This window comes from Kitasatospora sp. NEAU-CNBT7 (genome assembly GCF_057220535.1).
The window spans coordinates 15950-31571 of sequence record NZ_JBXQQB010000009.1; the positions used below are offsets into that span (position 1 = coordinate 15950).

A 15622-nucleotide genomic window follows, 5' to 3' on the forward strand; every position below is an offset into this window, starting at 1 on the left:
TGAACGGGCCGGTCCGCTGACCAGCGGGCCGGCCCGTGCCATCCCTCGGGGTGGCCGGCGCTTCGGAAGGGACCATCACATGACGACCGTTTCCACCTCCCCGCGTACCACCGGCGACGGCGCGGGCCTGCAGGCGGTCCTGCTCGACATGGACGGCACCCTGGTCGACACCGAGGACTTCTGGTGGCAGGCCGAGGCCTCGCTCTTCGCGGAGCTGGGCCACCAGCTGGACGAGGCGGACCGGGCGCACGTGGTCGGCGGGCCGATGAGCCGGGTGATCGACTACCTGCTGCAGCGCACCGGGGTGACCCTCACCCCGGAGGAGCTCACGATCCTGATCAACCAGCGCTTCGTGGACCTGCTGGCCGGCGGGGTCCCGCTGATGCCGGGCGCCGAGCGGCTGCTGAACACCCTGGACGCGCACGGCATCCCGGCCGCCCTGGTCTCGGCCTCGCACCGGCACATCATCGACATCGTGCTGAAGAGCCTCGGCGCCCACCACTTCGCCTTCTCGGTGGCCGGTGACGAGGTGGTGCGCACCAAGCCGCACCCGGACCCCTACCTGGCGGCGGTCGCCCGGTTCGGCGCGGAGCCGGGCCGCTGCGTGGTGGTCGAGGACGCGCCGACCGGCGTCCGGGCCGCCGAGGCGGCCGGGTGCCCGGTGATCGCGGTGCCGTCGGTGGCCGTGATCGAGCCGGGCCCGGGCCGGACGGTGCTGGCCTCGCTGGAGCAGGTGGATCTGGAGCTGCTGCGCGCGGTGGTCGCGGCCCGGGTGTGAGATTGCTCTCTTTGGGGGGTTTGGTCGTTTCCGTACCGCGCTGTCGCGGCGACGGTGCGTATCCGGGCGCGGGGGAGAAATCGGGCATTGGCTGACAACTCGTCGGCGGGCCTCCGGCCCGGCGGCGAGGCTCCCTCGCGCGGGCACAATTCGTACATGTTCGATGTGGCACGCTACGGGGGAGTCAGTGCCCAGCCCTCATGCCGCGTCAGCTCCGCCGCCGGGAAATCCCGTCGGCGGCGTGCCCGCGGCCGTACGGCCCTTCGACGCCTGCCCCACTCCGGCAGGTCCAGGAGGCTCCCGGCGCCCACCGCAGCCGCCCGCATGCAGAAGGAACCCGAACCGAATGACTACCGCCAACCGTCTGGCTGTTCTCGGCTGCGCGGCCCTGGTGGCCTCGACGGCCGCCGGCTGCGCCTCCGCGACGAAGGTCGTCACGGGCGGTGACTCCAGCGGTGCGATCACCATGGGCACCACCAACGTGACCACCGTGCTCGACCCGGCCGGCGCGTACGACGCCGGTTCCTGGATGATCCTGAACAACACCTTCCAGTCGCTGCTCAGCTTCCCGGCCGGCGCCACCGTGCCGCAGCCGGACGCGGCGCAGTCCTGCGAGTTCAGCGGCACCGACGCCAAGACCTACCACTGCACCCTGCGCAGCGGCCTGAAGTTCTCCAACGGCCACTCGCTGACCGCCGAGGACGTGGTGTTCTCCGTCCAGCGGATGATGAAGATCAACGACCCGAACGGCCCCTCCTCGCTGCTGTCGAGCATCGAGTCGGTGGAGGCCAAGGGCGACTCCGAGGTGACCTTCCACCTCACCGGCCCGGACGCGGTGCTCCCGGCGAAGCTGGCCTCGGCGGCCGGCTCGATCGTCGACCACCAGGTCTTCCCGGCCGACAAGCTGCTGGACAACGGCAAGCTGATCGGCTCCGGCCCGTACAAGATCGACTCGATCGAGGAGATGGGCGGCGGCAGCCACGGCCCCGGCAAGGTGTCGCTGTCGGCCAACTCCAACTACAAGGGCGACGCCAAGCTGCAGAGCAGCAAGTTCGCGCTGCGCTACTTCGCCCAGGCGGACGACCTGAAGACGGCCCTGGACAAGGGCGAGGTCGACGTCGCGGACAACAGCCTCGAGCCCGCCGCCGCCGCCCAGATCAAGAACGACGAGCTGGCCGGCAAGGGCGACCTCAAGGTCGCCGAGGGCGACGGCGCCGAGACCCGCTTCCTGGTCTTCAACGCCAAGGACCCGGTGGCCGGCAACGTCGCCGTCCGCCAGGCCGCGGCCCAGCTGCTGGACCGCAAGGCGCTGGCCCGCGACGTCTACGCCGGTACCGTCCAGCCGCTGTACTCGGTGGTCCCCACCGGCATCACGGCCCACAACACCGCCTTCTTCGACAAGTACGGCGAGGCCGACCTCAACAAGGCGAAGAAGATCCTCGCCAACGCCAAGGTGGCCACCCCGATCAAGATCACCATGACCTGGTCGCGGGCCCGGGCGGGCGCCGACGAGCTGGAGCTGATCAAGAAGCAGCTGGAGGCCGGCGGCCTGTTCCAGGTCACCGTCGAGCAGGAGGCCAACTGGGACGCGTACAAGGAGGGCTGGAAGGCGGGCAAGTACCAGGCGTACACCGTCGGCTGGACCCCGGACTACGCCGACCCGGACGACTTCATCACCCCGCTGGTGGTCGACGGCGGCGCGTTCCACAACGGCTGGGACGACCCGAAGATCAGCCAGACCCTGGTGCCCGAGAGCATCAAGTCCACCGACCGGACGGCCGGCGGCAGCTACACCCAGATCCAGAAGCTGGTCGCCGAAGGCGTGCCGATGCTGCCGCTGTACCAGAGCAAGTCCTTCTTCGCCTCGCGCAACAACATCACCGGCATCGAGGGCACCATGGACACCACCGGCGTGGTGCGCTTCTGGGAGATCGGCCGGGTCAACAAGAAGTGACCTGAGCCGCCCCGGCCACCGCGAACGGCCCGCCCCCCGTGCAGGGGGCGGGCCGTTCGCGCTACCGGCGTCCGCTCAGATCGAGCCGGGCCGCACCAGGCCGCTCTCGTACGCGTAGACCGCGGCCTGCACCCGGTCGCGCAGCTGGAGCTTGGTCAGCACGTGCCCGACGTGGGTCTTCACGGTGGTCTCGCTGACGAACAGCTCGGCGGCGATCTCGGCGTTCGACAGGCCGCGGGCGACCAGTCTCAGCACCTCCACCTCGCGCTCGGTCAGCGCGGTCAGCGCCTGCGGCGGCAGGTCCTCGCCGGACGGCAGCCGGGTGGCGTACATGTCCAGCAGCCGGCGGGTGACCGAGGGCGCCAGCATCGCCGCGCCGTCCGCCACCACCCGGATCGCCTGCACCAGCTCCTCGGCCGGGACGTCCTTCAGCAGGAAGCCGCTGGCCCCCGCGCGCAGCGCCTCCACCACGTACTCGTCCAGGTCGAAGGTGGTCAGCACGAGCACCTTCGCCGGGCCGTCCCGGCCCGGGCCGGAGATCCGGCGGGTCGCCTCGACCCCGTCCATCCGGGGCATCCGGATGTCCATCAGCACCACGTCCGGCTGGAGCGCCCGGACCTGGTCCAGCGCCTGCTGGCCGTCACCGGCCTCGCCGACCACCACCAGGTCCGGCTCGGCCTCCAGGATCATCCGGAAGCCGGTGCGCAGCAGTGGCTGGTCGTCCACCAGCAGCACTCGGATCGTCACCTGTGACTCCTCTTGCTCATCTCTTCGGTCCCCCGTCGGGACGGTCCTCGGTCCTCAGCCCTGGGCGGGCAGGGTGATGCTGATCGGCAGCGGGTACGGCGGCGTGGTGCCGCCGAACTCCGGGCAGGCGGACTTGTGGTCGCACCAGTCGCAGAGCCGGTTGCGGGTGGCGGGGAAGTCGCCGGTGGCGACCGCCCGCGAGATGGTCTCCCAGAGCGCCTCCAGCTTGCGCTCCACCGACAGCAGGTCGGCCTCGTCCGGGTCGTAGGTGACCACGTCGCCCCCGCCGCCCAGGTAGACCAGCTGCAGCCGCTTGGGGATGACGCCCTTCCAGCGCCACACCACCAAGGCGTAGAACTTCATCTGGAACATCGCCTTGCCCTCGAAGTCCCGCGAGGGCGCCCGCCCGGTCTTGTAGTCCACCAGCCGGACCTCACCGGTCGGCGCGACGTCGACCCGGTCGATGTACCCGCGCAGCAGCAGACCGGACTCCAGCGCCGTCTCCACGTAGAGCTCCCGCTCCACCGGGTGCAGCCGGGTCGGGTCCTCCAGCCGGAACCACTGCCCGAGCAGCTTCTCGGCGTCGCCCAGCCAGCGGGCCAGCGCGGAGGCGGCCGCGGCCTCGTCCCCGCCGGGCAGGCCGAACAGCTCGGCCAGCTGCGGGCGCTCGCCCAGCAGCCGCTCCCACTGCGGGCGCAGCAGCCCGAGGGCCAGCTCCGGGGTGCGCTCGGCGGCCGGGCTGTCGAACAGCCGCTCCAGCACCGCGTGCACCAGGGTGCCGCGGGTGGCGGCCGGGCTCGGCGGCTCCGGCAGCCGGTCGATCACCCGCAGCCGGTAGAGCAGCGGGCAGGTCATGAAGTCGCCAGCCCGGGAGGGCGACAGGCCGGTGGGGGCGGTGGCCGGCCTCGGCTGCGCGGGCGCGGCGGGGTCGGGGTCGGTCTGCTGCATACCCAGACCCTATTGCCCGGCGCTCACATCTCGCTGTCAGGTCGCTGAGCCGCGGGGAGATGGGCCGAAGAACACACCCGGAGCAGGGCACCGGGCGGGCCCGCGGCACCGGCGGTCCCGGTCGGCGGCACCAACGGGGGCGCACGCCGCGTTGAAAGGGGTATAGAGCCATCCGAGGGGCGCGCACAGAATCGCGCGCGCGATCACGTAGCGTGGGCGCACCGACCGGCGGTACCGAGGGCGAAGGGGCAGCGTGAGCGACACCAGGGGGCAGCAGACCTCCGCGGGACCCGGGCCCCGAGACCCGGACGGGCCGGACGGGGACCAGCCGCGCGGCGGCATCCTGATGGGCCGGCCCTTCGGCGTGCCGGTGTACGTCACGCCGTCCTGGTTCGTGATCGCCGCCCTGATCACCTGGCTGTTCGGCGGCCGGCTGACCGAGATCCTGCCCGACCTGGGCTACACCCGCTACCTGGTCGCGCTCTCCTTCGCCGTGGCGTTCTACGCCTCCGTGCTGGTCCACGAGCTGGCCCACACCGTGGTCGCCAAGCACTACCGGCTCGGGGTCCGGCGGATCCGGCTGCAGTTCTTCGGCGGCGTCTCGGAGATCGAGAAGGAGGCCGAGACCCCGGCCCGGGAGTTCTGGCTGGCCTTCGTCGGCCCGCTGCTCTCGCTGGTCCTCGGCGGCCTGTTCTACCTGGCCATGCAGGGGGTCGAGGCCGGCACCGTGCCGGGGGTGCTGCTGGCCGGGCTGACGGTCTCCAACCTGGTGGTCGCCGCGTTCAACCTGCTGCCCGGCCTCCCGCTGGACGGCGGCCGGATGCTGCGGGCCGTGGTCTGGGGCGTCACCGGCCGGCCGATGACGGGCACCGTCGCCGCCTCCTGGGCCGGACGGGCCCTCGCCCTGGTGGTGCTGTTCGGACTCCCGCTGTTCAGCGCCGCCCAGGCCGGACCCGGGCAGTCCACCGCCGACAGCCTGATCGACGGGGTGCTCGCCGCCGTGCTCGCGGTGATCATCTGGAACGGCGCCACCGCCGGGGTCCGCAACGCCCGCCTCAAGGAGGTCCTGCCCCGGATCAAGGTCCGCGACTTCACCCGCCGGGCCGTCCACGTCACCGCCGACACCCCGCTCGGCGAGGCGATGCGCCAGGCCCGGGAGGCCGAGGCCGGCGCGATCCTGGTGGTGGACGGCCGGGGCGAGCCGGTCGGGCTGGTCAAGGAGCACGCCGTCAGCGGCATCCCCGAGCACCGGCGCCCCTGGATGGCGGTCGGCGCCCTCGCCCGCGACCTGGAACCCGGCCTGCGGATCCCGCTCGACCTCACCGGCGAGCAGCTGCTGGCCGCCCTGCGCCGCACCCCCGCCACCGAGTACCTGGTGGTCCGCCCGGACGGCACGCCGTACGGGGTGCTCACCCTGGCCGACCTGGAGCGGCGGCTGACCGCCGCACTGGCGGGGCGTCCCTAGGACGGGCACTGGTCGGACGGGCGTCCGGCTTCCCCTAAGATTGTCCGCATGTCCGAACCGACCGGTGCCACCCGCCGACGCGGGCCCTTCCAGGTCGGGGACCAGGTTCAGCTGACCGACCCCAAGGGCCGTCACTACACGTTCACTCTCCAGGCCGGGAACCAGTTCCACACCCACAAGGGTGCGTTCCCCCACGACGAGCTGATCGGTGCCCCCGAGGGCACTGTTGTGCGTACCACGGGCAACGTGCCCTATCTGGCGCTGCGACCCCTGCTCCCCGACTACGTCCTGTCCATGCCCCGCGGTGCGGCGGTGATCTACCCCAAGGACGCGGGCCAGATCCTCGCCATGGCCGACATCTTCGCGGGCGCCCGCGTGGTCGAGGCCGGCGTCGGCTCCGGAGCGCTGAGCAGCTACCTGCTGCGCGCCGTCGGCGACACCGGCATGCTCGCCTCGTACGAGCGCCGCGAGGACTTCGCCGAGATCGCCAAGGGCAACGTCGAACGCTACTTCGGCGGCCCGCACCCGGCGTGGAAGCTCACCGTCGGCGACCTCCAGGACAACCTGGTGGAGACCGACGTCGACCGCGTCATCCTTGACATGCTCGCCCCCTGGGAGTGCCTGGACGTCGCCTCCAAGGCGCTCGTCCCCGGCGGCCTGATCTGCTGCTACGTGGCCACCACCACCCAGATGTCGCGGACCGTCGAGGCGCTGCGCGAGCACGGCACCTTCACCGAGCCGCAGGCCTGGGAGACCATGGTCCGCACCTGGCACCTGGAGGGCCTCGCGGTCCGCCCGGACCACCGGATGATCGGCCACACCGGCTTCCTGCTCACCGCCCGCCGGCTCGCCGACGGCGTCGAGCCGCCGCTGCGCCGCCGCCGCCCCGCCAAGGGCGCGTACGGCGAGGACTACGACACCGGCGCCGAGCCCGAGCTCAGCCTCGCCGAGCGCGCCGCGGTCCGCCGCGCCGCCCGCCAGGCCGCCGCGCACGACGCGCGCGAACTCGACTGACCGTCACCGTGGACCACCCGCGAGGGGTGGCGCACCGGGCACCCGCCCGGGGCGCCACCCCTCGCGGCACACCACCGCTGACCTGCCGTCCGACCCGGTGCGGACAGGGCCGTCCGGGTGTGGGACGATGCTCGCTCACAGCACCCACCGTGCCGATCAGGCACCGTACCGGTGGAGGGGACTGCCTGGTGGAAGCAGCGGTCGAGACGGCACAGACGATGACCGGGAACGACGGACCGGGCATACCCGCCCACGCCCGTCCCGGACTGCGGCACTGGGCCCTGGTGGCCGCCGGCTGCGCCGCCGTGGTCGGCGGGGCGCTCGCCGCCACCCCCGCCACCGGCAGCGTCCGGGCCGCCGCCCCGACGGCCACCACCCCCGCCCCGGCGGCCGCCGCACCCGACCCGGCCAAGGCCGAACTGCCGCTGGACTGCGGCCCGTTCCCGGTCGCCATCGGCTCCAGCTTCCCCGCCGACCTCGGCGGCAACCGCCCGGTCACCGTGGTCGCCGCGCACTGCGCCGCCGACAACGGCACCCCGCCCGACGGCATCTACCTGCTCGGCCCCGGCACCGGCGGACGCCCGGTGGTGCTGGAGACCCTGCTGCGCCCCGAGGAGAACCTCACCGTCACCCGGCTCGCCCCGGCCGGCGGCTTCGTCACCGCGCACGTCCAGGGGTACTCGGACGAGGACGTGCCGCGCTGCTGCCCGGACGTGTCGAAGGACCTCAGCTGGGTCCGCCGGGACGGCCGCTGGACCCGCGGCGAGGGCACCGCGCCGACCACCCAGGTCTGAGCGGCCGGCGCACGCCCGGCGGCCGCGCCGGGCGCTACTCGGCGTCCGGCCCGTAGACCTCGACCCGGTCGGCGACCCGGCGCACGTGGATGCAGTCGCCGGGGCAGTCCTTGGCGGAGTCCACCACGTCCTGAAGCAGCGTCAGCGGCACCGGCGCACTGTCGCCGGGCTGCTGGCGCAGCTCGTCGTCCGGGCCCTTCACGTAGGCCAGGCCGTCGATGTCGAGCTCGAAGACCTCCGGCGCGTACTGCACGCAGATACCGTCACCGGTGCACAGGTCCTGGTCGATCCATACTTCGAGCGCCTCGCCGGACTCCGACATGTCCCCTGCCGTTTCTGATCCGGGTTGCCCCGATTTCGTAGGCAATCCCGCCATTCGTACAACGATCGCACCGCTTTCCACGGTCACGATCAGGTATTGACCCGATCGACGATACATCTGGTCCGCTTTGAATCGTCGGCCGGTGGGCATCTCCTCTACCAGAGGGGAAGCACGCGAGGGCGAAGATCGGACACGCCCACTCCATCTTTCTTGATCTAGGGGTTTACGGACCCCTGGTCCCAGGTAGGGTCTGGAAGCGTCCAGCTCCCCCAGGAGGAGGTGAGGACCGTGGCCGCCCACGATGACGACTACAACCGCAGCGCCGGCCGGCCTGCTCGTGGTTCCGACGAGGCCGCACAGGTCTCGTACCTTGAGCAGGAAATCGCTGTGCTGCGCCGCAAGCTGGCCGACTCGCCGCGAAACTCGAGAGTTCTCGAGGAGCGCATCGTCGAGCTCCAGACCAATCTGGCCGGGGTCTCCGCCCAGAACGAACGGCTCGCCTCCACACTCCGTGAGGCCCGCGACCAGATCGTGGCCCTCAAGGAGGAGGTCGACCGGCTCGCCCAGCCTCCCGCCGGATTCGGCACCTTCCTCAGCCGCAACGAGGACGGTACCGCCGACATCTTCACCGGTGGGCGCAAGCTCCGTGTGAACGTCAGCCCCAGCGTCGACCTCGACGAGCTGCGCCGCGGCCAGGAGGTGATGCTCAACGAGGCGCTCAACGTCGTGGACGCGATGGCCTTCGAGAGCATCGGCGACATCGTCACCCTCAAGGAGGTCCTCGAGGACGGCGAGCGCGCCCTGGTCACCGGGCACACCGACGAGGAGCGCGTGGTCCGGCTCGCCGAGCCGCTGCACGGGATCACGCTGCGCCCCGGCGACGCCCTGCTGCTGGAGCCCCGCTCCGGCTACGTGTACGAGGTGGTGCCGAAGTCCGAGGTCGAGGAGCTGGTCCTCGAGGAGGTCCCGGACATCGACTACCGGCAGATCGGCGGTCTGCACAACCAGATCGAGCAGATCCGGGACGCGGTCGAGCTGCCCTACCTGCACGCCGACCTGTTCCGGGAGTACGAGCTGCGCCCGCCCAAGGGCGTGCTGCTGTACGGCCCGCCCGGCTGCGGCAAGACGCTGATCGCCAAGGCGGTGGCCAACTCGCTGGCCAAGAAGGTCGCCGAGGTCACCGGCCGCCCGCAGGGCAAGAGCTACTTCCTCAACATCAAGGGCCCCGAGCTGCTCAACAAGTACGTCGGCGAGACCGAGCGGCAGATCCGCCTGGTCTTCCAGCGGGCCCGGGAGAAGGCGAGCGAGGGCACGCCCGTCATCGTCTTCTTCGACGAGATGGAGTCGCTGTTCCGCACCCGTGGATCGGGCGTCAGCTCGGACGTGGAGAACACCATCGTCCCGCAGCTGCTCGCCGAGATCGACGGTGTGGAGGGCCTGGAGAACGTCATCGTGATCGGCGCCTCCAACCGCGAGGACATGATCGACCCGGCGATCCTGCGGCCCGGCCGCCTGGACGTCAAGATCAAGATCGAGCGGCCGGACGCCGAGGCGGCGAAGGACATCTTCTCCAAGTACCTCAAGGAGACGCTGCCCTTCCACCCGGACGACGTCAAGGAGCACGACGGCTCGCTGCCGGCCACCGTGGCGGCGATGATCCAGTCCGTGGTGGAGCGGATGTACTCGGAGACCGAGGACAACCGCTTCCTGGAGGTCACCTACGCCAACGGTGACAAGGAGGTCCTGTACTTCAAGGACTTCAACTCCGGCGCCATGATCCAGAACATCGTGGACCGGGCGAAGAAGATGGCCATCAAGGACTTCCTCGACCACGGCCAGCGGGGCCTGCGCGTCTCCCACCTGCTCGCCGCCTGCGTCGACGAGTTCAAGGAGAACGAGGACCTGCCCAACACCACCAACCCGGACGACTGGGCCCGGATCTCGGGCAAGAAGGGCGAGCGGATCGTCTTCATCCGCACGCTGGTCACCGGCAAGCAGGGCGCCGAGTCCGGCCGCTCCATCGACACTGTCGCCAACACGGGGCAGTACCTCTAAGCGGCGGTCACCCTCCGTCCGGCTGCGGAGCCTACGGGCCCCGCGGCCGGACGGCGTGTCTCGGGGGCCGGCCGCAGGGGGCGGGCCAAGCTCGAACCGTCGGCGGCGGACCGCCGGCGGAGCCGAAAACAGCGGGACGTCAGTACCCCAGCCCGGCGGGGGCGGGGTACCGGGCAAGGAGGGCCGCATGACCGTACGGCGCGTGATGGGGATCGAGACCGAGTACGGAATCTCCGTGCCCGGCCACCCGAACGCCAACGCCATGCTCACCTCGTCCCAGATCGTCAACGCGTACGCGGCGGCGATGCACCGGGCCCGGCGGGCCCGCTGGGACTTCGAGGAGGAGAATCCGCTCCGCGACGCCCGGGGTTTCGACCTCGCGCGGGACGTCGCGGACGCCAGCCAGCTCACCGACGAGGACATCGGCCTCGCCAACGTCATCCTGACCAACGGCGCCCGGTTCTACGTCGACCACGCGCACCCCGAGTACAGCTCGCCCGAGGTCACCAACCCGCGCGACGCCGTGCTCTGGGACAAGGCCGGCGAGCGGATCATGGCCGAGGCGGCGGCCCGCGCCCTGGAACTGCCGAACGGGCAGCCGATCCACCTGTACAAGAACAACACCGACAACAAGGGCGCCTCCTACGGCACCCACGAGAACTACCTGATGAAGCGGGCGACCCCGTTCGCCGACATCGTCCGCCACCTGACCCCGTTCTTCGTCTCCCGCCAGGTGGTCACCGGGGCCGGCCGGGTGGGCCTGGGCCAGGACGGCTCCGCCAACGGCTTCCAGATCAGCCAGCGGGCGGACTACTTCGAGGTCGAGGTGGGCCTCGAGACCACCCTCAAGCGCCCGATCATCAACACCCGCGACGAGCCGCACGCCGACGCCGAGAAGTACCGCCGGCTGCACGTGATCATCGGCGACGCCAACCTCTCGGAGATCTCCACCTACCTCAAGCTGGGCACCACCTCGCTGGTGCTCTCGATGATCGAGGACGGCTTCATCGCCGTCGACCTCGCCGTCGACCAGCCGGTGCGCACCCTGCACCGGGTCTCCCACGACCCCGGGCTGGAGTACCTGATCACGCTGCGCAGCGGCCGCAAGCTGACCGCCGTCCAGTTGCAGATGGAGTACTGCGAGCTGGCCCGCAAGTACGTCGAGGACCGCTTCGGCCAGGACGCCGACGACCAGACCGTCGACGTCCTGGCGCGCTGGGAGGACGTGCTCGGCCGCCTGGAGCGCGACCCGATGAGCCTGTCCCGGCAGCTCGACTGGATCGCCAAGAAGGAGCTGCTGGAGGGCTACCGCCAGCGCGACGGGCTGGGCTGGGAGGCCCCGCGGCTGCACCTGGTCGATCTGCAGTACAGCGACGTACGGGCCGACAAGGGGCTGTACAACCGGCTGGTGGCACGGGAGAGGTTCGACCGGCTGCTGACCGAGGAGGAGGTCCAGCGGGCCGTCCTGAAGCCCCCGGAGGACACCCGGGCGTACTTCCGGGGCCGCTGTCTGGAGCAGTACGCCGAGCACGTGGCCGCCGCCTCCTGGGACTCGGTGATCTTCGACCTGCCCGGCCGGGACTCGCTCCAGCGGGTGCCGACCATGGAGCCGCTGCGGGGCACCAGGAACCACGTCAAGGAGCTGCTGGACCGCTGCCGGACCGCGGAGGAACTGGTCCGGGTGCTCTCCGGCGGGTAACTTTTCGATCACCACGGGTGAACGGCGCCCGGATGGGAATCATCCGGGGGAGAGCCGAGCGTTGAACGATAACCGGGGGCGAGAGCCGCACCCTGTGGATAGGGTCTGACTCAAGCAGCAGACCAAGCCGTGCCAGAGCGATCGAGCGGGGTGAGGGAAATGGCCAGTAAGGACACCGGTGGCGGCCAGCAGCGGGCGAACCGCTCCTCCGAGGAGGTCGAGGAGCAGGCCGCGGAGACGCAGGGCTCCGAGGACCTCAAGGAGCGCCAGGAAAAGCTCGGCGACGACGTCGACGCCGTGCTGGACGAAATCGACGAGGTCCTGGAGTCGAATGCGGAGGACTTCGTCCGCGGATTCGTGCAAAAGGGCGGCCAGTAGACCGGCCCGGGGGCTTCCCCCGGGCCGGGAGAACCGTAGGGAATTCGGGGCGGGCAGCGCTGCAGGCGCCTATCGCGTCTGCGGCGCTGCGTGCTGTCCGGCCCGCGGTGCTCCGCCCCGGCCGACCTCCCGCAAGCGCACCCGGCCGGACATGTGGATCACGGCCGGGAAGCGGGTAAGGTCCGGGTCATCAGCTGCACTGATCGTCCATCGGAAGGAAACGTGTGGAAGCCAACACTGGTGGCACCGGGCGTCTACCGGCTGCCTTCCTGACCCCGGGGTCCTCGTCGTTCATCGACTTCCTGGCCCAGCACTCGCCGTCCCTGCTGCCCGGCGGCCGCACCCTTCCCGAGGGCCTGACGATCGAGGCGCCGCACGGCACCACGATCGTCTCGGCGGTGTTCGAGGGCGGGGTGGTGATCGCCGGTGACCGCCGCGCGACCATGGGCAACGTGATCGCCCAGCGCGACATCGAGAAGGTCTTCCCGGCCGACGAGTACAGCGCGGTCGGCATCGCCGGCACCGCCGGCCTCGCGGTCGAGATGGTCCGGCTGTTCCAGCTGGAGCTGGAGCACTACGAGAAGATCGAGGGCGCGGTCCTCTCGCTGGAGGGCAAGGCCAACCGGCTCACCACGATGATCCGGTCCAACCTCGCGATGGCCATGCAGGGCCTGGCGGTGGTCCCGGTCTTCGCCGGCTACGACCTCGACCTCGGCCGGGGCCGGATCTTCACCTACGACGTCACCGGCGGCCGCTCCGAGGAGCGCGGGTTCGCCGCGACCGGCTCGGGTTCGGTCTTCGCCCGGGGCTCGATGAAGAAGCTCTACCGGGACGGCCTGAGCGCCGAGCAGGCGGCCACGCTCGCCGTCCAGGCGCTCTACGACGCCGCCGACGACGACTCCGCCACCGGTGGCCCGGACCTCGCCCGGGGGATCTACCCGATCGTCTCGGTGATCACCGAGGACGGCTTCCGCCGGCTCGCCGACGACGAGGTCTCCGGCATCGCGGCCTCCATCACGGCCGGCCGCCGCGACCACCCCAACGGCCCGCAGGCCCCGCTCCTCTAGCCCACCCGCGCTCCCATCGGAAAGGACGGTCCTCAGGTGTCCACACCGTTCTACGTCTCGCCCCAGCAGGCCATGGCGGACCGCGCGGAGTACGCCCGCAAGGGCATCGCCCGCGGGCGCAGCGTGGTCGTGCTGACCTACACCGACGGCATCCTGTTCGTCGCCGAGAACACCTCCCGGGCGCTGCACAAGGTGTCCGAGATCTACGACAAGATCGCCTTCGCCGCGGTCGGCCGGTACAACGAGTTCGAGAACCTGCGGATCGGCGGCGTGCGCTATGCCGACCTGCGCGGGTACTCCTACGACCGGGCCGACGTGACCGCCCGCGGCCTGGCCAACGTGTACGCGCAGACCCTGGGCACCATCTTCTCCTCGGTCGGCGAGAAGCCGTACGAGGTGGAGCTGATCGTCGCGGAGGTCGGCCGGACCGGCGAGGACGACCAGATCTACCGGCTGACCCCGGACGGTTCGGTGGTCGACGAGAAGAACTCGGTCGTGGTCGGCGGCAACGCCGACTCCATCGGCAACTACCTGGGCCAGCGTCACCGGGCCGGACTGAACCTGGCCGAGGCGCTCAAGGTGGCGGTGGACGCACTCGCCCGCGACCCCAACGGCGGCTCCCCGCGCACGCTCACCCCCGAGCAGCTGGAGGTGGCGGTGCTGGACCGCCAGCGGCCCCAGCAGCGCAAGTTCAAGCGGATCCTGGGCGGCCAGCTGTCCCGGCTGCTGAGCGGCGACCAGAGCGCGGCCGACGACGCCGCGGAGGCGGCGGCGGACGAGCCGAAGGCCGCGGGCACCGACACCACCGGTGGCACCACCGGCGAGGAGTCCGCCGGGGAGTGACCCGGCGGTGTGGATCCCGTGCGGAGCGAGAAATCGAGCCGTACGGGATTCACGTGCGCCTGCGGGGATTTGACGGCCCGCCGTGATCGGATTGGCATCGTCGGATTGGGTTTCGAAAGGCCCGCGAAAGAGAAAAGATGCCTCATGGACCGCCGAATTTTCGGGCTGGAGAACGAGTACGGTGTCACGTGTACGTTTCGGGGACAACGGCGTCTGTCTCCGGACGAGGTGGCCAGGTACCTCTTCCGCCGCGTAGTTTCCTGGGGCCGCAGCAGCAATGTCTTCCTGCGCAACGGTGCACGCCTGTACCTCGATGTGGGCTCGCACCCCGAGTACGCCACCCCCGAGTGCGACGACGTCACCGAGCTGGTGACGCACGACAAGGCCGGCGAACGCATCCTCGAAGGGCTGCTCGTGGACGCCGAGCGGCGCCTGCACGAGGAGGGCATCGCCGGCGACGTCTACCTCTTCAAGAACAACACCGACTCCGCCGGAAACTCCTACGGCTGCCACGAGAACTACCTGGTGGCCCGGCACGGCGAGTTCTCCCGGCTGGCGGACGTGCTGATCCCGTTCCTGGTGACCCGCCAGCTGATCTGCGGGGCGGGCAAGGTGCTGCAGACCCCGCGCGGCGCGGTGTTCTGCGTCAGCCAGCGGGCCGAGCACATCTGGGAGGGCGTCAGCTCGGCGACCACCCGTTCCCGGCCGATCATCAACACCCGGGACGAGCCGCACGCCGACGCGGAGCGCTACCGGCGGCTGCACGTGATCGTCGGCGACTCCAACATGTCGGAGACCACCACCCTGCTCAAGGTGGGCGCCACCGACCTGGTGCTGCGGCTGATCGAGGCCGGCGTGGTGATGCGCGACCTCACCCTGGAGAACCCGATCCGGGCGATCCGAGAGGTCAGCCACGACCTGACCGGCACCCACCAGGTCCGGCTGGCCAACGGCCGGGAGGCCAGCGCGCTGGACATCCAGGAGGAGTACTTCACCAAGGCGCTGGAGTTCGCCGACCGCAAGGGCCTCAACACCGGCACCATCGCCCGGGTGCTCGACCTGTGGGGCCGCACCCTGGAGGCGGTCCGCACCGAGGACCTCGGCCGGGTCGGCAACGAGATCGACTGGATCATGAAGTACCAGCTGATCGAGCGGTACCGCGAGAAGCACCAGATGACCATGTCCAACCCGCGGGTCGCCCAGATCGACCTGGCGTACCACGACATCCACCGCCGCCGCGGGCTGTTCTACCTGCTCCAGAACAAGGGGCAGGCGACCCGGGTGACCACCGACCTGAAGACCTTCGAGGCGAAGTCGGTGCCGCCGCAGACCACCCGGGCGCGGCTGCGCGGCGACTTCATCCGCCGGGCCCAGGAGCAGCGCCGTGACTTCACGGTGGACTGGGTGCACCTGAAGCTGAACGACCAGGCGCAGCGGACGGTGCTGTGCAAGGACCCGTTCCGTTCGGTGGACGAGCGGGTGGAGAAGCTGATCGCCGGGATGTGATCCGGCGGGCCCGGGGGTGGCGGTCGGACGGTGGTCCGGCCGCCACCCCTCG

Annotated in this window: 14 protein-coding genes; 11 read left to right on the plus strand and 3 right to left on the minus strand. The window is 70.9% G+C overall.

Features of this window, described 5'->3' with window-relative positions; genetic code table 11:
* Positions 1–79 precede the first annotated feature (79 nt).
* Together AC2TEW_RS14365 and AC2TEW_RS14370 are read left to right on the plus strand one after the other, a co-directional pair.
* Positions 80–778: an HAD family hydrolase gene (locus AC2TEW_RS14365; protein ID WP_484623728.1), complete on the plus strand. Its 699-nt coding sequence runs from the start codon at positions 80–82 to the stop codon at positions 776–778.
* A 346-nt stretch (positions 779–1124) separates the two neighbouring features.
* Positions 1125–2732, plus strand: a complete 1608-nt coding sequence (locus AC2TEW_RS14370; RefSeq protein ID WP_484623729.1) for an ABC transporter substrate-binding protein — start codon at positions 1125–1127, stop codon at positions 2730–2732.
* Between the two features lie 75 nt (positions 2733–2807).
* Here the strand turns inward: AC2TEW_RS14370 and AC2TEW_RS14375 are convergent, their stop codons facing one another.
* Both AC2TEW_RS14375 and AC2TEW_RS14380 read right to left on the minus strand, forming a co-directional pair.
* Positions 2808–3479 (minus strand): response regulator, encoded by a 672-nt coding sequence (locus AC2TEW_RS14375; protein WP_033819230.1) that lies wholly within the window; start codon positions 3477–3479, stop codon positions 2808–2810.
* A 54-nt stretch (positions 3480–3533) separates the two neighbouring features.
* Entirely contained in the window at positions 3534–4427 is an 894-nt protein-coding gene (locus AC2TEW_RS14380) for a RecB family exonuclease (RefSeq protein WP_484623730.1), read from the minus strand.
* 253 nt (positions 4428–4680) lie between these two features.
* On the opposite strand from AC2TEW_RS14380, the gene AC2TEW_RS14385 reads away from it, so the two are divergent.
* The 3 genes from AC2TEW_RS14385 (at position 4681) to AC2TEW_RS14395 (ending at position 7700) form a co-directional block, all read left to right on the plus strand.
* A complete protein-coding gene (locus AC2TEW_RS14385) occupies positions 4681–5892 on the plus strand; it encodes a site-2 protease family protein (RefSeq protein WP_484623731.1) in 1212 nt (403 codons plus the stop codon).
* Between the two features lie 48 nt (positions 5893–5940).
* The gene (locus tag AC2TEW_RS14390; protein ID WP_484623732.1) at positions 5941–6906 is read left to right on the plus strand and encodes a tRNA (adenine-N1)-methyltransferase; all 966 of its coding nucleotides are present in this window, start codon (positions 5941–5943) and stop codon (positions 6904–6906) included.
* Between the two features lie 188 nt (positions 6907–7094).
* Positions 7095–7700, plus strand: a complete 606-nt coding sequence (locus tag AC2TEW_RS14395) for a hypothetical protein (protein ID WP_484623733.1) — start codon at positions 7095–7097, stop codon at positions 7698–7700.
* 34 nt (positions 7701–7734) lie between these two features.
* Here the strand turns inward: AC2TEW_RS14395 and AC2TEW_RS14400 are convergent, their stop codons facing one another.
* Positions 7735–8022 (minus strand): ferredoxin, encoded by a 288-nt coding sequence (locus AC2TEW_RS14400; protein ID WP_033819234.1) that lies wholly within the window; start codon positions 8020–8022, stop codon positions 7735–7737.
* A gap of 288 nt (positions 8023–8310) precedes the next feature.
* Here AC2TEW_RS14400 and arc point away from each other — a divergent pair, with 288 nt between their 5' ends.
* The 6 genes from arc to pafA all read left to right on the plus strand — a co-directional run bounded on the left by arc (position 8311) and on the right by pafA (position 15570).
* On the plus strand, positions 8311–10077 hold the full coding sequence (gene arc / locus AC2TEW_RS14405; RefSeq protein WP_484623734.1) for a proteasome ATPase: 1767 nt from the start codon (positions 8311–8313) through the stop codon (positions 10075–10077).
* Between the two features lie 187 nt (positions 10078–10264).
* A complete protein-coding gene (gene dop / locus AC2TEW_RS14410; RefSeq protein WP_484623735.1) occupies positions 10265–11776 on the plus strand; it encodes a depupylase/deamidase Dop in 1512 nt (503 codons plus the stop codon).
* Positions 11777–11935: 159 nt separating this feature from the next.
* A complete protein-coding gene (locus AC2TEW_RS14415; RefSeq protein ID WP_033819237.1) occupies positions 11936–12154 on the plus strand; it encodes a ubiquitin-like protein Pup in 219 nt (72 codons plus the stop codon).
* Positions 12155–12378: 224 nt separating this feature from the next.
* Positions 12379–13221, plus strand: coding sequence for a proteasome subunit beta (prcB, locus tag AC2TEW_RS14420; protein ID WP_484623736.1), 843 nt, complete (start codon positions 12379–12381; stop codon positions 13219–13221).
* Between the two features lie 36 nt (positions 13222–13257).
* Entirely contained in the window at positions 13258–14064 is an 807-nt protein-coding gene (gene prcA, locus AC2TEW_RS14425) for a proteasome subunit alpha (protein ID WP_484623737.1), read from the plus strand.
* Positions 14065–14208: 144 nt separating this feature from the next.
* The gene (gene pafA, locus AC2TEW_RS14430) at positions 14209–15570 is read left to right on the plus strand and encodes a Pup--protein ligase (protein WP_033819240.1); all 1362 of its coding nucleotides are present in this window, start codon (positions 14209–14211) and stop codon (positions 15568–15570) included.
* Positions 15571–15622: the final 52 nt, after the last annotated feature.